Below are 20,192 nucleotides of genomic sequence, written 5' to 3' on the forward strand. Positions count from 1 at the left end.
TGGGACATGCTACGGGTCTGTCACGGCAGGTCTCCGCTGCGAGACCCCGCTCCTCCGGGGCGCCGCCGAGATTCAGAGCTGTGCCGGGCCGCGGAACCCTGCTCAGTCGTGCGGGGGCGTCGCCGCCGCGTCGCGCGACCGTTCCGCCGCGTCGATCGACGGCGCCTCCACCGGCATCCCGTCGCCGCCCTGCTCGGCGGCGATCTCGTCCGACAGCGCCTGCGTGGGGATGAGACCCGTGCCCTCCGCCTGCGGGTGGACGAGCGCCGCGGCAGCGGGGCCGCGCACGGCGTCGTAGGCGCCCATGTGCGCGTCGCCGCCGTGCGTCCGGCGCATCTCATCCGAGTTCAGCACGAGGTTCAGGACGATCGCCGTGATCGCGCCGGCGCTGATGCCGGAGTCGAAGATCAGCGTGAACCACTGCGGGAACTGGTCGTAGATCGTCGGCGTCACCGTCGGCAGCAGCGCGACCCCGACCGAGACCGCCACGATCAGCACGTTCTTGTTGTTGAAGCGCACCTTCGCGAGGGTGCGGATCCCGGATGCCGCGACCATGCCGAACAGCGCGATGCCGGCGCCGCCGAGCACGGCCCGCGGAACGCCCTCCACGATCGCGGAGATCTTCGGGATGAGGCCCAGCACCACGAGGATGCCGCCGGCCATGGTGGCCACCCACCGCGAGCGCACGCCCGTGAGCGAGACGAGCCCGACGTTCTGGGCGAACGCGGTGTACGGGAACGTGTTGAAGATGCCTCCGATGACCGTGCCGAGTCCGTCGGCGCGCAGTCCATCGGCGAGCTGCCGGCGGTTCACGGGCTTGTCGACGATCTCGCCGACCGCGATCATGTCGCCCGTCGTCTCGGTCATGATGACGATCGCGACGATGAGCATCGACACCACGGACGCGATCTGGAAGGTCGGCAGACCGAAGTGGAACGGCGTGACGACCGCGAACCAGTCGGCCTCGCCGACGGCCGACCAGTCGACCATCCCCGGCACGAAGAGGGCCGCCACCGTTCCCAGCACGAGGCCGAGCAGCACCGAGACACGCTGCAGGGCGGGCGGCGCGAAGCGCTCGATCAGCACGATGAGCAGCAGCGTCCCGAACGCGAAGGCGACGTTGATCGGCGGCGCGCCCTCGGTCGAGCCGTCCACGATCCAGCCGGCGGCGACCCGCATGAGCGAGAGGCCGATGATGAGGATCACCGTGCCGGTGACGATCGGCGGGAAGAAGCGCAGCAGCTGCGAGAAGAACGGCGCGATGAGGATCATGAAGAGCCCGCACGCGATCGTCGCGCCGAACACCGCCTGGATGCCCTCGCTCTGTCCGATCGCGATCATCGGGCCGACCGCGGCGAACGTGACCCCCTGCATGAGCGGCAGCCGCACGCCGAAGCGCCAGAAGCCCACCGACTGGATGATCGTCGCGATCCCCGCGACGAAGAGGTCGGCGCTGATGAGGAAGGCGAGGTCCTGGGCCGAGTAGCCCAGCGCGCCGCCCACGATGAGCGGGACCGCCACGGCCCCCGCATACATGGCCAGCACGTGCTGCAGGCCGAGGGGGAACAGGCGCGCTAGCGGCGGGATGCCGTCGACGGTGTTGCCCTCCCGCCGTGCGGCCTTCGCCGCCCTGCGGTCGGTGACGTCCGGTGCAGCCATCGGGTCCACTCCTCTCCGGGAGCGGGCCGCCGGGACGAACCGCCCCATCGCTTGCGGGCAGACTACGTCCGCCCGCGCGGGGCCGCCGCTCCCGCGGCGAAGTCTTAATCGCGCTGTTACGCGGCCGCAACGCCGCTCTCGGATGATCGAGCACACGCGCGGGTCGCAGGTCGGGGGGTCTGCGACCCGCGCGCAGGGATCCGACCTCGTCGGAGCACGCTCAGGCGGCGGCTTCGGCCTTCTCCGCCGCGACGGCGGCGGCATCGTCCGGCGCGGCGCCGCCCGCGGCCGCGTCCGTCCGCTGCTCGGCCGCCGCGGTGATGCGCGCCGCCATGCCGCTGAAGATGAACCCGTGGAAGGGCAGCACCGCCAGCCAGTACAGGCGTCCGGCGAGGCCGAGCGGGAAGAAGATGGCGCGCTGGTCGTAGCGGCTTCCGGTGGGCGTCGGCGTCGCGCGCAGCTCGAGCCACGCGGTGCCGGGCACCTTCATCTCGGCCCGCAGCCGCAGGAGGCTGCCCGGCTCGATGGCCTCCACGCGCCAGAAGTCGAGGGCGTCGCCGACCATCAGCCGACCGCGGCTGCGGCGGCCGCGGGCGAGGCCCACACCGCCGACGAGCTTGTCCATCCAGCCGCGGATGGCCCACAGCACCGGCGAGGAATACCAGCCGTTCTCGCCGCCGATCGCCTGGATCACGTGCCACAGCGACTCCGGAGGTGCGCTCGTCTCGGTCGACCGGGCGTCGGTGTAGACGGTGCGGCCCGCCCACTCCGGGTCGCTCGCCAGGGGATCGCTGGGCGCGCCCAGCACATCGGCGTCCTGCCAGCTCGTCTCCACCTCGTCTTCGCGGATGCGGCCGAGGGCGAGCTTGACCGCCTGCCGGTACGGCGTGAGTCCCTGCTCCGGCGGCGGGATGAGCCCGTCGACGTCGTGGTCCTTCATCACGCAGTCGTTCTGCAGCGACTCCACCAGCGGCCGGGCGAGCGCCGCGGGGATGGGCGTGACCAGGTTGACCCAGTGCGAGGCGAGTCGGGGTGTCAGCACGGGCAGCGCCGCGATGCCGCGCTGCTTGAGGCCGGCCTCGACGGCATAGCCGTTCATCATCTGCCCGTAGCGCAGCACGTCGGGCCCGCCGATGTCGACGGCCGTGTTCACGTCCGCCGGAACGCGCGCGGCCCCCAGCAGGTAGTGCATGACGTCGCGCACCGCGATCGGCTGGATGTGGTTGCGCACCCACTTCGGCGCGGGCATGTAGGGCAGCACCTCGGTGAGGTGGCGGACCATCTCGAACGACGCGGATCCGGAGCCGATCACGACGCCCGCCTGCAGCACCAGCGACGGCACACCCGAGCGCAGGAAGATGTCGCCGACCTCGACCCGTGACCGCAGGTGCGCCGAGAGCGGGGCGTCATCGGGATGCAGCCCGCCGAGGTAGATGATGCGACCGACGGATGCCGCGGCCGCCGCCGTCGCGACGGTACGGGCCGCGGTCTGGTCGGCCGACTCGAACGCCTTGCCTGCCGCCATGGAGTGCACGAGGTAGTAGAGCACGTCGACGTCCTCGACCGCGGCGGCCATCGCCTCCGCGTCCTCCGCCACGCCCTCGGTCACCTCGACGCGATTCCCCCACTCGTGGTTCGCCACGCGCGAGGCGTCGCGCGCCAGCACGCGCACCCGGTACCCGGCGGCCAGCAGGCGCGGGACGAGCCTGCCGCCGATGTAGCCGGTGGCTCCGAGCACGAGCGCGCGGGGTGACGTGCCGTCCGGGCGGGGCACCGCCCGCAGAGTCTCTTCCCGACCGGTGGGCGCACTGGTATCGACCATGCTCGGAGCCTAGGTCGCAGCATCCGCCTCGACGAGGGCTTGACGCCGGGCACGCACGTGCCTCGCTAGCGGCGTCCGTTGCCGAAGAGCCCCCGGATCACGCCGCTGAGGATCGTCTGGGTCGACCGCGACCCCAGCACCTGCTCGATGGTGGACTTCTGCGGGCGCGACGACGTGCGCGTCGTCCCCTGCGTGCGCTTGAGCAGCCGCTCGTACTCCGCCTGCGCCTTCTTGTCGGCCGCGGCCTTCGCCTTGTCGGCGGCGGCCTGCTGCTTGGCGAGCTCCGCCGCGGCCTTGGCCTGCTCGACGGCGGCCTGTTCGGCGGCGTGCTTCTGCTCGGCGGCGTTCATCCGCTCCGTCAGGATCTCGCGGGCCGACTCGGGATCGATCGCCGTGCCGTACTTCGGCAGCAGGGGCGATGCCGACACCGCGGCATCGATGCGGTCGTCGGGCGTCGGCGACATCAGCCCCTGCGGGGCGCGCAGCCGCGTCCAGGCGACGGGCGTGGGCGAGCCCTTCTCGCTCATCACGGTGACGATCGCCTCGCCGGTTCCGAGCTCCTGCAGCACGCGCTCCAGGTCGTAGCCCGACTTCGGGTAGGTGCCCACCGTCGCGCGCAGCGCCTTGGCGTCGTCGGGGGTGAACGCGCGCAGGGCGTGCTGCACGCGCGAGCCGAGCTGCGCGAGCACGTCGGAGGGGACGTCCTTCGGGGTCTGGGTGACGAAGAAGACGCCGACGCCCTTCGAGCGGATCAGCCGCACCGTCTGCACGATCGCGGCGGTGAAGTCCTTCGACGCGTCGCGGAAGAGGAGGTGCGCCTCGTCGAAGAAGAAGACCAGCTTCGGCTTGTCGAGGTCGCCGACCTCCGGCAGCAGCTCGTACAGCTCCGCGAGCAGGTACATCAGGAAGGTCGAGAACAGCGCGGGCTTGTCGGCGACCCCCGGCACCTCGAGCAGGCTGATGATGCCCCGCCCGTCGGCGGCGGTGCGCAGGAACTCCGTGACCTCGAACTCCGGCGCTCCGAAGAACACGTCGGCTCCCCCGTCGGCGAAGGTGATCAGCTCGCGCAGGATGACCCCCGCCGTGGCGGACGACAGCCCGCCCAGGTTCTTCAGCTCGCCCTTGCCGTCGTCGCTCGTCAGGTAGCTGAGCACCGCGCGCAGGTCGGACAGGTCGACCAGCGGCAGCGCGTTCGCGTCGGCGTAGTGGAACACCAGCCCGAGGCTCGACTCCTGCGTCTCGTTGAGACCCAGCACCTTGCTCAGCAGCAGCGGCCCGAAGCCCGAGACGGTCGCCCGCACCGGAACGCCCTTGCCGACGCCGCCGAGGGCGAAGTACTCGGTGGCGGATGCCGCGGGCGCCCAGTCCTGTCCGATCGCCCGCGTGCGCGCCAGCAGCTTCTCGCTGGACTCCCCCGGCGTGGCAACGCCCGACAGGTCGCCCTTGATGTCGGCGGCGAACACCGGCACGCCCTTGGCGGCGAGCTGCTCGGCGAGACCCTGCAGCGTGCGGGTCTTGCCCGTGCCGGTCGCCCCGGCTACCAGCCCGTGGCGGTTCATCATGCCCAGCGGGATGCGCACCTGAACGTCGGCCCGCGGCTCGCCGTTCACCAGCGCGCCGAGGTCGAGCGTGGCGGCCTCGAACGTGTATCCCTTCGTGACGGCCGCGACCTGCGTCTCGTCCAGCGGCCCCTCAGCGGGTGCGGCCTGGGCGACGGCGGTTGCGGCGTCCGGCGCCGGCGCTGCCGGCGCGGGCGCTGCCGGCGCCGGCGCTGCCGGCGCGGGCGCTGCCGGCGCGGCGGCCGGCGCCTCCCCGGCCGCTGCGGCCGCGGCATCCGTTCCGGCGACAGGTGAGGCGTCGGCGACAGGAAGGTTTCCGGCGGATTCCCCTGTCGCAGGCCGAGCACCTGTCGCGGCCGGCGCCGGAGCGGCGCCCGCCTGCGCCCGGGCGGCGGCGGCCTCCGCGGCGGCGAGCGCTGCACGGGCCTGCGCGGCCTTGAGCTGCGCCTCGGCGGCCTCGGCCTCGGCGCGCAGCCGGGCGAGCTCGGCCTCGGCGGCGGCGACGGCGGGATCGGTCGGGGACGAGGGGTCGCTCATGCGCTCAGCCTAGTGAGCGGGGCATGCGGCGGCGCGGCCGGATCCGGCCGGCAGCGGCAGGACTCAGACGGGGGCGCGGCGGAGAGTCGCGGCATCCGCTCGTCTGTCCGCCTCCGCGGTGAGCCGGGGCGCCAGGACGGCCACCAGCACGAGCACGGCGCCCGTGCCGACGAGCGCGCCGCCGATGGTGTCGGTGAGCCAGTGCGCGCCGAGGTAGGTGCGCGAGAAGGCCATGAGCAGCACCCACGCGATGCCGACGATGCGCACCCACAGTCGGGGGAAGAGCACCATCAGCGCCACCGCGATCGTGGTGGCGTTCGCGACGTGGCCCGAGGGGAACGACCCGAAGTCGGAGACGACGATGATGTCCTCCGGGCGCGCCCGGCCGAACGTGTGCTTGAGGATCTGCACGAGGCCGGCGCTGAGCACCTCCGCCGCGAGGAAGAACACCAGGGCCCACGGCCGTCGCGCGATCGCGAGCGCCGCCGCGATGATCAGCGGCAGTCCGAAGATGCCGAACCACCCGCCGCCGAGCCAGTTCATCGCGAACGACACCCACAGCAGGCTCTCGGTGCGGCTCTGGGCGAGGAGGGTGTTCCACCAGACGTCCACGGCGAACGGGGCGTCGCCGCGCGCATACAGGATGACCGCGCCGAGCGAGGTCGCAGCCGCGCACAGCGCGAGGGCGATCCAGAGGTACGTCAGTCGGCTCCACCGGAAGGGGCGCACGCTCGACGACGGGGACATCGCCCCATCATGCCAGCCGTCACCGCTCGTGGGACGCGGCTGCACGCCGGGCCCGTCCGCGCTTCCCGCCGGTCAGGGAGCGAGCTGGCCGACGGTGCGCGGCCGCACGAGCAGCCACAGCGAGAGCAGGCCGATGACCGCGCAGCCCGCCATGACCGAGGCCATCGTGGTCGCGGTGATGCCGGCGTCGTGGGCGACCCAGCCGACGACGGGCGAGATGAGGCCCGCGACGCCGAAGTTCACGGCTCCGATGAGGGATGCCGCGGTGCCGGCCGCGCTGCCGTGACGGTCCAGCGCCAGCACCTGCACGCAGGGGAAGGTGAAGCCGCAGGCGGTCATGAACAGGAACAGCGGCACCATGATGCCCCACAGGCCGGCGCCGGCCTGATCCAGCACGATGATCGCGATCGAGGCGACGACGAGGACGCCGGTGGAGAACGCCATGACCCACTGGGGGCCGAAGCGCGCCGCCAGACGCGACGCGAACTGCACGCCGGCGACCACGCCGAGCGAGTTGACGGCGAAGAGCAGCCCGTACTCCTGCGCCGAGAAGGCGTAGGTGACCTGGAAGAGGAACGACGAGCTCGACAGGTAGGAGAACAGCCCGCTGAAGGTCATGCCGCCGATGACGAGCACGCCGATGAAGACGCGGTCCGACAGCACCGACTTGTAGCGCTGCAGCACGGTGGTGGTCTCGCGGTCCTGGCGGCGGGAGCGCGGCAGCGTCTCGGGCACGAGGAACAGCGCGCACACCAGCATCACGAGGCCGTAGATCGCGAGGACGACGAAGATGCCGCGCCACGACATGACCAGCAGCAGCGCGGAGCCGACGAGCGGGGCCGCGACGGGCGCGACGCCCGAGACGAGCGCGAGGCGCGACAGCATGACGACGAGACGGCGGCCCCCGAACAGGTCGCGCACGATCGCCATGGCCACCACGCCGCCGGCGGCGGCGCCCATGCCCATGAGCACGCGGGCACCGCCGAGCAGGAGCAGCGTCGGCGCGAGGGCGGCCGCGACGCTCGCGAGCACATGGAGCGCCGTGACCGCCAGCAGCGGGATGCGACGCCCCACCTTGTCGCTGAGCGGACCGACGATGAGCTGCCCCAGCGCGAAGCCGAGCATCGTGCCGGTGAGGGTGAGCTGGATGGCGGTCGCCGAGGTCTGGAAGTCGGCCTCGAGCACCGGGAACGCCGGCAGGTAGAGGTCGATCGTGAACGGGCCGAGGGCCGTCAGAGCACCGAGCAGGATGATGTAGACGATGCGGCGCGGCGTGGAGATCGAGTCGCCGGGGTGCACGGTCGTCCCGGACGCACCCGCGGTGCGGACGGCGCCGGTCATGGGCGTGCCGCCCACGGTCACGATGGTGCCGGTGGGCGTGGCGTCGGATGCGCGTCGATCGACGCTCTTCTCCGGGGTGGAGGGACGGACGGCGGGCGTGGAGGAAGTGTCGAGCACGGCTTCTTCTTCGGGAACGAGGACACGTCGTGACGCCGACGGAGTCGGGCACGGCGGAACAGTGACGGATGGGAGTGGCGAAGAGCGGGAGCGGTCACCGGCGAGAGAGGAAAAGAGCCGATGGGACGCATCGAATCGATTCGACCTTCATCGTAGCAAAGGCGGCCCGGCGCCGCGATATTCCTTCCCGGCCAGCGGGACGCCCCGCCGGCCCGCTGCGTCGCGACCGAGACAGCGCCCGTTCCCGGGCCGCCGGCATCCTGAGCACCTTCTCAGACCCAGGACCATGCGCCCGCATAGGCTGGACGAGCACCTTCCGAGACCGCCCAGCCCGCACGGGCTGCCCAGCCGAGAGCCCGCACATGGCCCCGACTCCCCCTGAGAAGCGCACGAGCGGCAATCCGGCGACACGCGCCGACATCGCCCTGACCACGAAGCAGCAGCGCGAGCAGAAGCGGCAGGAGAAGCTCGCCGAATACCAGAAGCAGCTCGCCGCCCGCCGGCGCAGCAAGCTGGCCTGGTGGACCATCGGATCGGCGGCCGCCGTCATCGTGGTCGGCGTGGTCGTGGCATCCTTCGTCTTCGCTCCGAAGCCGGCGGTGACCTACGGCGCGCTCGACAGCACGGGCGCGGAGATCGAGGGCGTCCAGACCTTCACCAACACCTCGCGCCACGTCGACGGTGCCGTCGACTATCCGCAGACGCCGCCCGCCGGCGGCGACCACAACGCCGTCTGGCTGAACTGCGGCATCTACACCGAGCCCCAGGTCAACGAGAACGCCGTGCACGCCCTCGAGCACGGTGCCGTCTGGGTGACCTACGACGCCGCCGCCCTGAGCGACGGCGACCTCGCCACGCTGAAGACGAAGCTGCCGTCGAGCTATGTGGTCCTCTCGCCCTACGAGGGGCTCGACTCCCCCCTCGTGCTCAGCGCCTGGGACCACCAGCTCGCCCTCGACTCCGTCGACGACCCGCGCATCGGCGACTTCTTCGAGGAGTACTGGCGCAGCCAGAACGCCCCCGAGCCCAACGCCGCGTGCTCGGGCGCGATTAACGGCCCCGGCAAGCAGTAGCTCCCGCTGATGACCGACGCGACCGACGACGAGCAGGACGGGCCGACCCTTCCGCCTGCCCGCCGGTCGTGGGCGCTGATCGTGCTGGGCATCGTGGCGGTCGCCGCGCTCGCGTTCGCCATCGGGCGGTTCACCGCGTTCGGCACGGTCGCCGAGCCCGCCCCCAACGCCGCCGACATCGGCTTCGCGCGCGACATGCAGGTGCACCATGCGCAGGCCGTGGAGATGGCGATGGACATCTACCGCGCCACCGACGACGACGAGCTGCGCATCCTGTCCTATGACATCGCGACGGGACAGTCCGCCCAGAAGGGCGAGATGTACGACTGGCTCGCCCAGTGGGGTGAGCCGCAGAGCGGCGGTCCGCTCATGCAGTGGATGTCGGCGGCCGACGGCCACGCGCACGGCGGCGACGACGGCGCGCAGCAGACCGACGCCGAGCTGCAGGAGGCGATGGGGATGGCCACCCCGGCGCAGCTCGACGACCTGCGCGCCGCGACGGGCACGGCCGGCGACTGCCTGTTCCTGTCGCTGATGACCCGCCACCACCAGGGTGCCGTGCAGATGGTGGATGCCGTGCTCGAGCTCGGCTCGAAGCAGAACGTGCAGCACACGGCCGCGGCGATGAAGCAGACGCAGACCGCGGAGATCGACGCGATGGCGTCGCTGCAGGCGCGCCTCCGGTGCGGGTGAGCCCGGCCGCTACAGTGGTCGCGTGAGCGCCGAGACCCCGCCCGTCCTCCGCCGCCCCGTGGTGGTCACGGTCGCGGTCGTCCTGGTCTACCTCTCCGGCATCCTGAACGTCATCGTCGGCACCTTCGTCCTGCTCAGCCGCTACGACGTCGCACCGGACGACGTGCTGCCGGTGTCGCTGCTGGGTGCCGGGCTCATCCTGTTCGGCCTGCTCACCCTCGCCGTCGCCTCCGGGCTCTCGCGCGGAAGCCGCCTGTCGCGCATCCTCGTCACGCTCTACCTGGTCGCACAGCTCGTGCTCCATGTCATCACGATCGCGGTGGCCGACGCGTGGGACTGGACGGAGGCCGCGCAGATCCTGCTCGAGCTGCTCATCCTCGCCGCCGTCTGGGCGCCGCCGGGCGCTCGTTTCTTCGTGCGGCGCACCGCTGCCGTCGATTCCCCCGTGCCGATGGCGGCCTGAGCGGGTCGGATCGATCGGCGCGGCTGCGCGTCAGGCGGTGCGCCCGGCTCTCGCGATCACGCGGCGGTGCACGAAGCGCACGACCTCGATCCCGCCGATGGTGAGCGCCGTGACGAGGGCGACGAGGTAGGCCGCCTCCTTGCCCGGGTCGACGAGCTGGAAGAACTGCGTCGCCGGCGGCACGGTGAACACCACGACCAGGGCGATGAACATGGCGCCGATCACCAGCGTCTTGAGCCGCGTGATCGGCCGCGCGAGCACGGTGAGCACCCATATGCCGACGATGGCGAGGATGATCGTGGCGCCGGTGCGCAGCTCGGGCTCCGGCACCTCGAGTGCCATCGCGCCGCGCGTGTAGAGGGTCAGCGCGACCGCGATGATCAGCCCTGCCGGAACGGCGAAGGTCAGCGACCGCCGGAGGAAGCCGGGCACGTAGCGCTGGGTGTTGGGCATCAGGGCGAGGAAGAACGCCGGGATGCCGATCGTCAGCCCGTCGGTGATGGAGAGCTGCCGCGGCAGGAACGGGAATTCCAGGACCATCACCCCGAACAGGATCGCGAGGCCCGTGGCGTAGACCGTCTTGGTGAGGAACAGCATCGAGACGCGCTCGATGTTGGCGATCACCTGGCGCCCCTCCGCCACGACGTCCGGCAGGTGCGAGAACTGGCCATCGAGCAGCACCAGGCGCGCCACCGCCTTGGTCGCGGCCGCGCCCGAGTTCATCGCGATGCCGATGTCGGCGGTCTTGATCGCCAGGGCGTCGTTGACGCCGTCGCCGGTCATGGCCACCGTGTGACCCCGCGACTGCAGCGCGACCACCATGCGCTTCTTCTGATCGGGCGTCACCCGGCCGAAGACGTGCTCCCGCTCCAGCACGTCGGCGAGGGCCTCGTCGTCCTCCGGCAGCCGGCGCGCATCGAACCCCTCCGCCACGTCCAGGCCCACCTCCCGCGCGATGGCGGCCACGGTGCGCGGGTTGTCGCCCGAGATGATGCGGATGCCGACGCTCTGCCGCCGGAAGTACGCGAGGGTGTGCGCGGCATCCGGTCGCACCTTCTCGCGGAAGGTGAGCACGGAGACCGCCCGGACGCCGGCGGGCAGCGTCTCGTCCTCGGCCTGCTGCGCGGTGAGGGGCACGGGCGCGTGCCCGAGCACGAGCGTGCGCCGGCCGGTGGCGGCAAGCTCCGTGACCACGGATCCCAGCTCCGTGGAGGGGTCGGCTGCGGCATCCCCGAACACCATCTCCGGCGCCCCGAAGACCCAGGCGCCCGCGGCCGGTCCCCCGGCGAACGAGACGGCGCTCCACTTCCGCGCCGACGAGAACGGGATGGTCTCATCCGGCACGAGCGGCTCGCCGACGGGGTAGGGCTCCTGCAGGCAGCGGGCGGTCGCGTTCGCGCCGGGGGCCGCGCCGTACCACGCCAGCACCTGCTCCCAGCCGGGCGCCGGCGACGGGAGCCCGTGCGCGCCGTCGAAGCGGATCTCGCCGAGCGTGAGGGTGCCCGTCTTGTCGAGGCAGATGACGTCGACGCGGGCCAGACCCTCGACGGCGGGCAGCTCGTTGACCAGCACCTGCCGCGCCGCGAGCCGCGAGGCGCCGACCGCGAAGGCGATGGAGCACATCAGCACCAGCCCGAGCGGGATCATGGCCGTGAGCGACGCGATGGTGTTGACGACGGCCTGCACCCAGCTGCCGGTGCGCCACGCCTCGGCGTAGCCGCCGGCGACCAGGACCTGCGCGTTGAAGACGAGCAGGCCGATGGGGCCGATGCCCCAGCTCACCCACGTGAGCACGCGGTTGACGGAGGTGCGCAGCTCGCTCGCGACGAGCGAGAACCGCTTCGCCTCCGCGGCGAAGGTGTTGGCGTACGAGTCCGCCCCGACGCGGATGACCTGCGCCGCGCCGTCGCCCGCCACCACGAGCGAGCCGGAGAGCACCTCCGTGCCGGGCGCCTTGTCGACGGCATCCGATTCGCCGGTGAGCATGGACTCGTCGACCTGGAGGCCGCGCGCCTCGAGGATGCGGGCGTCGGCGGGGATCTGGTCGCCCGCACGCAGCACCAGGACGTCGTCCAGCACCACCTCCGGCGGGCGGATCTCCGCCTCGGCTCCGTCCCGCCGCACGCGCGCCAGCGGCGCGTTGAGCAGCGCGAGCCGATCGAGCGCGGCTTTGGCGCGGAACTCCTGCACGCAGCCGATGATGGCGTTCGCCGTCGCGGCCAGGCCGAACAGCGCATCCTGCCAGCGCCCGAGCACGAACAGCAGGAAGAAGCATCCGAAGACGATCCCGTTGAAGAGCGTGAAGACGTTGGCGCGGATGATGTTCCACGCGCTGCGACTCGAGTCGGCCGTGAATGCGTTCGATCGACCGGACGCCGCGCGCTCGGCCACCTCCGTGGCCGACAGTCCCCTGCCCGCATCGACGACGGTCAGGTCGGGCGACGCGGGCGAGGCTGTCATGCGATCACCATAGCGGGGCGACGATGCCCGCCCGGGCGGCGCAGGCGGGCATACTCCGCCCGGACGGACGAGAGGGGCCGGTGCGGATCTCTCGATCCGCTCCGGCCCCGCTCGCTCCGTGAGGGACTACCCCTTCGTGGCCCCGGCGAGGAGTCCTCGGACGAAGAACCGCTGCAGGGCGAAGAACACGATCAGCGGAACCAGGATGGAGATGAACGTTCCCGCGGACTGCAGGAACCACTGGTCGCCCCACGTGCCCGACAGGGAGTTGAGCGACTGCGTCAACGGCAGAGATGACGATGGTGCGAAGATCGTCGCCACCAGCAGGTCGTTCCACACCCAGATGAACTCGAGCACCGCGAACGACGCCAGGGCCGGCGCGGCGAGCGGGAGGATGAGCCGGAAGAAGATCTGGCCGTGTCCTGCGCCGTCCACCCGCGCCGCCTCGATGACCTCGTGGGGGATCTCGGCGATGAAGTTGTGCAGCAGGAAGATCGCCAGCGGCATCGCGAAGATCACGTGCGCGATCCACACCGTGGCGAAGCTGTGCTCCACCCCGCGCAGGTCGAAGCCCGGGAAGATGGTGACCTCGTTGATGGTGAGCCCTCGGGAGAAGAGGCTCAGCAGCGGGACGAGGGCCATCTGCAGCGGCACGATCTGCAGCGCGAAGATGAAGATGAAGAAGAAGTTCCGGCCCTTGAACTCGATCCAGGCGAACGCGTACGCGATGAGCGAGGCGATCGCCAGGGCGAACACCACGACGGGGATCGTGATGGCCAGCGAGTTCAGGAACGACGCACCCAGGGTGAGCGCGGTGCCTCCCGACGTCAGGGCGAGGCGGTAGTTCTCGAGCGTGAAGCCCGGGTCGGTGAAGATCGTCCACCAGCCGGTCGACTGCGTGTCGGCACCTGGACGGAACGAGGTGACGAACAGGCCGAACGTCGGGATGGTCCACACGAAGGCGATCGCGACGGCCGCGATCGTGGCTCCCTTGGAGGTGAGGCGCTTCTGCGCCGAGTTCTCGCTCCGGCGGGTGTCGCGCGCCACCTGACGGGCGGTGCGGGTGTCTGTCGTCGGCTCGAGGACGACTGTCGAGGTGGTCATCGGATCTCCCTCTGCTTCCGGATCTGGCGGACGTTGAAGATGATCAACGGCAGCACGAAGATGAACAGCACGACCGCCAGGGCCGCGGAGTGCCCGTAGCTCTGGAAGCGCTGCTGCTGGTTCACCATCTCGAAGGCGAGGACGGTGGAGTCGTTGCGGCCACCGGTCATGACGGCGACGATGTCGTACACCTTCAGGGCGCCGATGGCGATGGTCGTCAGGACGACGATGAGGGAGGAGCGGATGCCGGGGATCGTCACGTTGACGAAACGCTCCCAGGCGTTGGCCCCGTCGAGCTCGGCGGCCTCCATCTGCTCCGGCGGCACGGCCTTGATGGCCGCGGACAGGATGACCATGGCCAGACCCGTCTGCGACCAGATGAACACCACGACCAGGAGGAGGGTGTTCACCAGCGGGGCGGCGGCGAGCCACGACACCGGCTCTCCCCCGAACGCGGTGACGATGGCGTTGAGCGCACCGATCTGCTGGCCCTGGCGGAAGTCGTACACGAACTTCCAGATGATGCCGGCGCCGACGAACGAGATGGCGAACGGCATGAAGATGAGGATCTTCAGCACGCGCTCGCCCTTGGCCCGGTCGATGAAGACCGCGTAGGCGAGGCCCACCGCCGTCGCGATGGTCGGAGCCAGCAGCACCCAGATGATCGTGTTGATGACCGACCAGAATCCCTCGGGGTTCGTGAAGGTCCAGACGTAGTTGTCGAGGCCCACGAACTCCGACCCGGTCTTGTCCATGAAGGACTGCACCAGGGTCGACAGCGCCGGGTAGATGAGGCCGATGAGGAGGAGGATCGCGGCCGGGGCGGCGAAGAGGACGAGCTGGAACAGGTAGCCGGCACCCTCACGCGAGCGGTAGTCGGCGTAGAACAGCACGCCGCCCAGGATCACCGCGATCGCGAGGACGTAGATGACCGCGTTCTGGTACGGACGCAGCAGCATGAACGCGATGACCGGGATCAGGAAGCAGGACGCCAGGCGCAGCCAGAAGTAGAAGCGGCCGGCTCGGGGCGCGTACTCGATGAGCAGCAGCAGCAGGCCGACGACGACGCCGAACACCAGCACGATGATCGGGATCTGGACGATCGGGCCGAGCTCGCCCAGCCACTTGAAGAAGCTGTTCAGCGAGAAGCCGAGCGTTGTCGGCTTCGTCTCCGCGGGCGCCCGCGTGATCATGAAGATGAAGAGTGCGACCGCGAGGATCAGCGCGATGGCGATGACGAGGCCGGTCGTGCGTCGGGTGCGCGCCACCCGCTCGTCTTTGCGCTCGACGCGTCCGGGGTCCGGCGGTGGAGCCGCCGTGGCTGGAGCCTGCCTGATATCGGTCATGATTACCCTTCCGAGCACGTCGTCGGACTCATGGATGGATCTCGCCGGCGGTCGACGAATTACCGCCGGCTGTCCCGTCTGCCTCGGGACGTATCCGTCCGATGGGCCGCCCGCGGAAGCGAACGGCCCATCGGACGTGCAGTGTCAGATCAGTTGTCGTAACCGGCCTGGATGTCGCTCAGCACGGTGTCGGTCGGCGTGCCGTCGATCCAGCTGACCATGCCCTTCCAGAACGAGCCCGAACCCACCGTCGCCGGCATCAGGTCGGACGCGTCGAAGCGCAGCGTGGTGCTCGGGTCCTGGAGGACCTTCATGGCCTCCTGGAGGAACTCGCTGGAGGCGAGGGACGGGTCGGCACCCTTGTTGGCCGAGACGACGCCGCCGAGCTTGACGCGGGCGTCAGCGAACTCGGGGGTCGACATGAACTCCGTGACCTTCTGGACGGCCTCGTCCTCGGAGAAGGCGGCGACGAACTCTCCACCACCCTCGACGGCGAGCTCACCCTCCTTCACACCGGGGAGGATGAAGGCGTAGACGTCACCGTCGGGGGCGATCGTCGGGGTCTCGCCCGCCGCGTTCTTCACGGTGAGGAAGTTCGCCGAGAGGAACGACGCCTGGTGCGTCATCGGGCAGGTGCCGTCGGCGACCTTGGCCGCGACATCCGCGAACGCCACCGAGTTGATGCTCTGCACGTCGCCGAAGCCGGCGTTGACGTAGTTCGGGTCGAGGAGGATCTTGCCGACGGCGTCGAACGCTTCCTTGATCTCGGGGTCGGTGAACTTGACCTCGTTGGCGACCCACTTGTCGTAGACGTCGGCGCCCGACTGACGCAGGACCATGTCCTCGATCCAGTCGGTGCCGGGCCAGCCCGAGGCGGCCTCGGACGCAAAGCCGGCGCACCACGAGGGGCCACCCGACTTCTGCGCGATGGTCTGCGTGAGGGTCATCAGCTCGTCGAACGTCTTGGGAACCTCGACGCCCCACTCCGCGAACTTCGCCGGGGAGTACCAGACGTAGCCCTTGAGGTTGGCGAGCATCGGCGCGGCGTAGAACGTGTCGTCGAACGTGCCGTACGACTTCCAGCCGGCGTCCCAGTACTCGTCGACGTTCGCGGAGACCTTGTCGTTGCCGGGCTTGACCTCGCCGGTTTCGACGAGGGTCTTGAGCAGACCGGGCTGCGGCACGATCGCGATGTCGGGGGCGTCGCCGCCGCTGACCTTCGTGACGATGTTGCCCTCGAAGCCCTTGTCGCCCGTGTAGACGACCTTGATGCCGGTGTCGGCGGTGAACTGCTCGAACGACTGGTTCAGCGCGTCGGCCTCGGTGCCGGTGATGCCGCCCGAGACGCGGACCGTGGCACCTTCCGTGCCGCCGGAGGCGGTGCCGCCGCCCGAGTCGCCGCCTTCAGCGCAGCCCGCGAGGGTCAGGGCGCCGATGGCGACCAGACCCAATCCCACCGTCATGCGGCGGTGCAGGGTTGACCGCATTCCATTCATGTACTGCCTCCTCGTCGAGTTCGTGCGCGCCAGCGCGCACGAAGCTGTTGCCCCTGGATCGATGCTTAGGGAACCGATTCCATGCACACGCTAGGCGATCACCGACCACGGGTGCAACACCCGTTCATCACAACTCGATAACCCCCGGAATGACAACGTGGTAGCGCTCCCACGGCGTCACCGAATCGTGACTGGAATCGGTTCCATTCCTGCGCGCCCGAAGCTATCCTCGAAGCGGTCGCGCAGCAGGCGTCACCGCCCGATGGAGGGAGGGATCGTGAGCGGGATCTCCGATGTCGCCCGCCGCGCCGGCGTCTCCAAAGCCACCGCCAGCCGGGCCCTCACCGGTCACGGCTACGTCTCCCCCGACACCCGCGCCCGGGTGCAGGACGCCGCCCGCGCGCTGGGCTACGTCGCATCCAGCAACGCCGCGAGCCTCGTCACGGGGCGCACGCGCACCATCGGCGTGATCATGCCGTACCTGAACCGCTGGTTCTTCGCGGAGGTGCTGGAGGGCATTCAGGACGCGCTGCTCGAACACGGCCTTGATCTGACCCTGTACGACGCGCGTCCGGGCTCGCACGGACGGCGGCTCATCTTCGAGGACTTCCTGGCGCGCAAGCGGTTCGACGGACTCATCGCCGTGGGCCTCGAGCCGGAGGACCGCGAGCTCGAGAGGCTCGTCGCCGTCGGCCGCCCGACCGTCAGCGTCGTGGGCGTGGGGGCCGACTCCAGCGCCATCACGCTCGATGACGACGCGGCCGCGCGCCGCGCCGCAGAGCACCTGCTGGCGCTCGGCCACCGGCGCATCGCCTTCCTCGGCGGCGACCCGCACGATCACTGGGCCGATGTCGACCGGAGACGGCTCGACGGCTACATGCGGGCGATGACCGACGCCGGGCTCGCGCACGAGGTGTGCCACATCCCCTCGGCTGTCACGATGCCGGGCGGCTACGCCGCGGCCGTCGACCTGCTGAGCGACGCGAGCCGGCGGCCGACCGGGCTCGTCGGCGTGTGCGACGAGGTGGCCATCGGCGCGATCATCGCGGCGCGCCGCCTGGGCATCCTGGTGCCCGGCGACCTCAGCGTCGTCGGCATCGACGACCACGAGTTCGCGGAGATGTTCGCCCTCACCACGCTGGCGCAGGATCCGCGCGCCCAGGGTGCCGAGGCCGTGCGGGTGCTGCTGGACCACATCACCGATCCCGGCGCGGCGCCCGTCGAGCTCCAGCTGCAGGCGCGGCTCATCGTGCGCAGCTCCACCGCTCCGGTCGACCGGGCGTCCTCCGCGATCGAGGCGAACACCGGCCGTCGCTGACCCGTCACACGAGAAAGGCCCCGGATGCTTCCGCATCCGGGGCCTTCGTTCGACGTGAGTCGAATTACTTCAGGGTGACCGTAGCGCCGGCCTCCTGCAGAGCGGCCTGAGCCTTCTCCGCGGCCTCCTTGGTCGCGCCCTCGAGCACAGCCTTGGGGGCACCGTCGACGACGGCCTTGGCCTCGCCGAGGCCGAGCGAGGTGAGCTCGCGGACGACCTTGATGACCTGGATCTTCTTCTCGCCGGCAGCCTCGAGGATGACGTCGAATGCCGTCTGCTCCTCGACCTCTTCGGCGGCGGCGCCACCGGCGGCGGCGGGGCCGGCAACGGCGACCGGAGCAGCGGCGGTGACGTCGAAGGTCTCCTCGAAGGCCTTGACGAACTCGCTGAGCTCGATGAGCGTGAGCTCCTTGAAGGCGTCGAGAAGCTCGTCAGTGGTGAGCTTTGCCATGATGTTTCTCCTTGTTGGTGTGTCGAATCAACCGCGGTGAGGCCGGAACCTACGCCGCGGACTCCTGCTTCTCGCGCAGTGCGTCGACCGTGCGAACGGCCTTCGACGGCAGTGCGTTGAAGACATAAGCGGCCTTCGTCATCGTCGCCTTCATCGCACCGGCGAGCTTCGCCAGCAGGACGTCACGGGACTCGAGGTCGGCGAGCTTGTTGACCTCATCCGCGGTCAGCGGGTTGCCATCGAAATAGCCGCCCTTGATCACGAGAAGAGGGTGTGCCTTGGCGAAGGCACGCAGACCCTTGGCGACGGAGACGGGGTCTCCGTGCACGAAGGCGATGGCCGAGGGGCCCTTGAGACCCTCATCCAGCGCCGTGATCCCCGCGTTGTTCGCGGCGATCTTGGTCAGCGTGTTCTTCACCACGGCGTATTCCGCGTCCTGACGGATGTCGCTGCGGAGCTGCTTGAGCTCCGCAACCGTCAGACCGCGGTACTCGGTCAGCAGAACGGCGGTCGAGTTCTCGAAGTTCTTCGTGAGCTCGGCGACCGATGCATCCTTCTGCGCCATGGCCACTCCTTGTATGTACGAGACGCTCCGCGGTGGCGGGCGTCGGCCGCGGCATCCGGTCTTCTCGGCACACATGCAAAAAGCTCCGGCGCAAGCGCACGGAGCTGGATTCCCGAAGGAGATTCGTTCGTGACACCTGCGCGGGCCTCTGCGATGCAGTGCTTCGATCCTCATGCGCGTGAGCGCACTCCGATGACCGGCGGTCTTTGGCTTCGTTCAGAGTACGCGACGTCGGCGCCACGGCAAAATCGCCGCCGACCGCCCGGGATGGGCGACACGGCCGTCGCTGCGGACTTCGTCGGCGGCCGGGGTTAGCCTCGAGTGGTGACTCCCGAGCTCGCTGCCCGCATCGTCGCGGACTCCCGCGATCGAGTGGCGTGGGTGCGCGCACGCTCGCGCGGGATCACGGCGACCGATGTGGCGGCGCTCACCAGCGAACGGGTCATCCCCCGCGCGGCGGACGCCAAGCTGATGGGCTCGAACTTCTCCGGCAACGCCTACACGGCCCACGGTCGACGGCGCGAGCCCGAGATCGCCGGCTGGGTCGCGGCGACCCACGGCATCCTCCCCTCCAGCGCGCTCTTCCACGCGGAGGTGGAGAAGCGGCACCTGGCGACGCCCGACGGCATCGCCGTCGATCGCGACGGTCGCGTGACGCTCTGCGAGATCAAGACGACCAACAAGGCGTGGCGCAGCATCCCCCGCTCCTATCTGCGCCAGGTGTGGTGGCAGCAGCACGTGCTCGGGGCGGAGCGCACGCTCGTCGCGTGGGAGCAGCACGCGGAGTTCGTTCCGATCCGCGACGAGCCGCACTGCGCGTGGGTGGAGCGCGACGAGGTCGAGATCGCCTCGCTGGTGCGCCTCGCCACGGCGCTCATCGACGAGCTGCACCGTCGTCATCTGCGGGGCCGGCAGGACGAGCGGATGCCGCAGCCGACCGCTCCGCGGGAGCCCTTCCGCGCGCTGGCGCTGGCTGACTGAGGCGTACCGGTTCGCTCCGTGACCACCTTCACCGTCGAAGGAGCAGCCGTCCGCGGCATCCCCTCGTTCTACGACGAGATCAACCGCGTCTTCATGGGCGGCGAGGACTGGCGGCTCGGCGACAGCCTGGACGCGCTCGACGACCTGCTCTACGGCGGCTTCGGCGCCCTCGCGGTCGCGACCGACCCGGTGCGCGTCGTGTGGCGCGACGCCGAGGCGAGCCGCCAGGCGCTCGGCCGCAGCGAGACCGTCGCGTACTACCGCCGGAAGCTCGAGCAGCCCGAGCTGTTCGACCAGGAGCGCTTCCGCCGCCGGCTGGCCGAAGCGGAGTCGGGAACGGGGCCCACGTACTTCGACATCGTGCTCGACGTGTTCGCGGGGCACCCGGAGGTCGACCTCGTTCTGGAATGACGCGATCGCATAGTTGACACGTGTCAACCATCGGCCTATCGTTGATACG

At 70.4% G+C, this 20,192-nt stretch carries 17 protein-coding genes; 6 read left to right on the top strand and 11 right to left on the bottom strand.

Features of this window, described 5'->3' with window-relative positions; genetic code table 11:
- Positions 1-102: 102 nt before the first annotated feature.
- From CVS47_RS11990 to CVS47_RS12010, 5 genes are all read right to left on the bottom strand, one after another.
- Positions 103-1,659, bottom strand: a complete 1,557-nt coding sequence (locus tag CVS47_RS11990) for a nucleobase:cation symporter-2 family protein (protein WP_127096284.1) — start codon at positions 1,657-1,659, stop codon at positions 103-105.
- A 220-nt stretch (positions 1,660-1,879) separates the two neighbouring features.
- Positions 1,880-3,481, bottom strand: a complete 1,602-nt coding sequence (locus CVS47_RS11995) for an SDR family oxidoreductase (RefSeq protein WP_127096285.1) — start codon at positions 3,479-3,481, stop codon at positions 1,880-1,882.
- Between the two features lie 65 nt (positions 3,482-3,546).
- Complete coding sequence (locus CVS47_RS12000) at positions 3,547-5,577, bottom strand: helicase HerA-like domain-containing protein (RefSeq protein WP_127096286.1); 2,031 nt, start codon at positions 5,575-5,577, stop codon at positions 3,547-3,549.
- A 63-nt stretch (positions 5,578-5,640) separates the two neighbouring features.
- A complete protein-coding gene (locus CVS47_RS12005; RefSeq protein ID WP_127096287.1) occupies positions 5,641-6,324 on the bottom strand; it encodes a phosphatase PAP2 family protein in 684 nt (227 codons plus the stop codon).
- 72 nt (positions 6,325-6,396) lie between these two features.
- Complete coding sequence (locus CVS47_RS12010) at positions 6,397-7,782, bottom strand: multidrug effflux MFS transporter (protein WP_378790312.1); 1,386 nt, start codon at positions 7,780-7,782, stop codon at positions 6,397-6,399.
- 362 nt (positions 7,783-8,144) lie between these two features.
- Here CVS47_RS12010 and CVS47_RS12015 point away from each other — a divergent pair, with 362 nt between their 5' ends.
- The 3 genes from CVS47_RS12015 to CVS47_RS12025 are packed head-to-tail and all read left to right on the top strand — an operon-like array spanning position 8,145 to position 10,011.
- Positions 8,145-8,855, top strand: coding sequence for a DUF3105 domain-containing protein (locus CVS47_RS12015; RefSeq protein ID WP_127096288.1), 711 nt, complete (start codon positions 8,145-8,147; stop codon positions 8,853-8,855).
- A gap of 9 nt (positions 8,856-8,864) precedes the next feature.
- Positions 8,865-9,548 carry a DUF305 domain-containing protein gene (locus tag CVS47_RS12020; protein WP_127096289.1) on the top strand — a complete coding sequence of 228 codons (684 nt, stop codon included), beginning with the start codon at positions 8,865-8,867 and terminating at the stop codon, positions 9,546-9,548.
- 22 nt (positions 9,549-9,570) lie between these two features.
- Positions 9,571-10,011, top strand: coding sequence for a hypothetical protein (locus CVS47_RS12025; RefSeq protein ID WP_127096290.1), 441 nt, complete (start codon positions 9,571-9,573; stop codon positions 10,009-10,011).
- Positions 10,012-10,041: 30 nt separating this feature from the next.
- On the opposite strand, the gene CVS47_RS12030 is transcribed toward CVS47_RS12025, so the two are convergent.
- The 4 genes from CVS47_RS12030 to CVS47_RS12045 all read right to left on the bottom strand — a co-directional run bounded on the left by CVS47_RS12030 (position 10,042) and on the right by CVS47_RS12045 (position 16,384).
- Positions 10,042-12,471, bottom strand: a complete 2,430-nt coding sequence (locus tag CVS47_RS12030) for an HAD-IC family P-type ATPase (RefSeq protein ID WP_127096291.1) — start codon at positions 12,469-12,471, stop codon at positions 10,042-10,044.
- A gap of 126 nt (positions 12,472-12,597) precedes the next feature.
- Positions 12,598-13,575: a carbohydrate ABC transporter permease gene (locus tag CVS47_RS12035; protein ID WP_127096292.1), complete on the bottom strand. Its 978-nt coding sequence runs from the start codon at positions 13,573-13,575 to the stop codon at positions 12,598-12,600.
- A complete protein-coding gene (locus CVS47_RS12040; RefSeq protein WP_378790313.1) occupies positions 13,572-14,921 on the bottom strand; it encodes a carbohydrate ABC transporter permease in 1,350 nt (449 codons plus the stop codon). The genes CVS47_RS12035 and CVS47_RS12040 overlap by 4 nt, the downstream gene beginning before the upstream one ends.
- A 149-nt stretch (positions 14,922-15,070) precedes the next feature.
- Positions 15,071-16,384 (bottom strand): ABC transporter substrate-binding protein, encoded by a 1,314-nt coding sequence (locus CVS47_RS12045; RefSeq protein ID WP_241240143.1) that lies wholly within the window; start codon positions 16,382-16,384, stop codon positions 15,071-15,073.
- Between the two features lie 310 nt (positions 16,385-16,694).
- Between CVS47_RS12045 and CVS47_RS12050 the strand changes: the two genes are divergently transcribed.
- Entirely contained in the window at positions 16,695-17,735 is a 1,041-nt protein-coding gene (locus CVS47_RS12050) for a LacI family DNA-binding transcriptional regulator (protein WP_127096294.1), read from the top strand.
- Positions 17,736-17,799: 64 nt separating this feature from the next.
- Here CVS47_RS12050 and rplL read toward each other — a convergent pair whose 3' ends face one another.
- The gene (rplL, locus tag CVS47_RS12055; RefSeq protein ID WP_127096295.1) at positions 17,800-18,186 is read right to left on the bottom strand and encodes a 50S ribosomal protein L7/L12; all 387 of its coding nucleotides are present in this window, start codon (positions 18,184-18,186) and stop codon (positions 17,800-17,802) included.
- Positions 18,187-18,235: 49 nt separating this feature from the next.
- A complete protein-coding gene (gene rplJ, locus CVS47_RS12060) occupies positions 18,236-18,751 on the bottom strand; it encodes a 50S ribosomal protein L10 (RefSeq protein ID WP_127096296.1) in 516 nt (171 codons plus the stop codon).
- Positions 18,752-19,075: 324 nt separating this feature from the next.
- Between rplJ and CVS47_RS12065 the strand changes: the two genes are divergently transcribed.
- Both CVS47_RS12065 and CVS47_RS12070 read left to right on the top strand, forming a co-directional pair.
- On the top strand, positions 19,076-19,732 hold the full coding sequence (locus CVS47_RS12065) for a YqaJ viral recombinase family protein (RefSeq protein ID WP_127096297.1): 657 nt from the start codon (positions 19,076-19,078) through the stop codon (positions 19,730-19,732).
- Positions 19,733-19,750: 18 nt separating this feature from the next.
- Complete coding sequence (locus CVS47_RS12070; RefSeq protein WP_127096298.1) at positions 19,751-20,143, top strand: barstar family protein; 393 nt, start codon at positions 19,751-19,753, stop codon at positions 20,141-20,143.
- Positions 20,144-20,192 lie beyond the last annotated feature (49 nt).

Source organism: Microbacterium lemovicicum (assembly GCF_003991875.1).
Lineage (GTDB): Bacteria > Actinomycetota > Actinomycetes > Actinomycetales > Microbacteriaceae > Microbacterium > Microbacterium lemovicicum.

Bases quoted from the DNA above. Each gene is read 5' to 3' on its own strand.
- CVS47_RS12035 (WP_127096292.1), bottom strand. From the start codon at position 13,575: ATGACCACCTCGACAGTCGTCCTCGAGCCGACGACAGACACCCGCACC.
- CVS47_RS12005 (WP_127096287.1), bottom strand. From the start codon at position 6,324: ATGTCCCCGTCGTCGAGCGTGCGCCCCTTCCGGTGGAGCCGACTGACG.
- CVS47_RS12045 (WP_241240143.1), bottom strand. From the start codon at position 16,384: ATGACGGTGGGATTGGGTCTGGTCGCCATCGGCGCCCTGACCCTCGCG.
- CVS47_RS12015 (WP_127096288.1), top strand. From the start codon at position 8,145: ATGGCCCCGACTCCCCCTGAGAAGCGCACGAGCGGCAATCCGGCGACA.
- CVS47_RS12030 (WP_127096291.1), bottom strand. From the start codon at position 12,471: ATGACAGCCTCGCCCGCGTCGCCCGACCTGACCGTCGTCGATGCGGGC.
- rplJ (WP_127096296.1), bottom strand. From the start codon at position 18,751: ATGGCGCAGAAGGATGCATCGGTCGCCGAGCTCACGAAGAACTTCGAG.
- rplL (WP_127096295.1), bottom strand. From the start codon at position 18,186: ATGGCAAAGCTCACCACTGACGAGCTTCTCGACGCCTTCAAGGAGCTC.
- CVS47_RS12000 (WP_127096286.1), bottom strand. From the start codon at position 5,577: ATGAGCGACCCCTCGTCCCCGACCGATCCCGCCGTCGCCGCCGCCGAG.
- CVS47_RS11990 (WP_127096284.1), bottom strand. From the start codon at position 1,659: ATGGCTGCACCGGACGTCACCGACCGCAGGGCGGCGAAGGCCGCACGG.
- CVS47_RS12040 (WP_378790313.1), bottom strand. From the start codon at position 14,921: ATGACCGATATCAGGCAGGCTCCAGCCACGGCGGCTCCACCGCCGGAC.
- CVS47_RS12020 (WP_127096289.1), top strand. From the start codon at position 8,865: ATGACCGACGCGACCGACGACGAGCAGGACGGGCCGACCCTTCCGCCT.
- CVS47_RS11995 (WP_127096285.1), bottom strand. From the start codon at position 3,481: ATGGTCGATACCAGTGCGCCCACCGGTCGGGAAGAGACTCTGCGGGCG.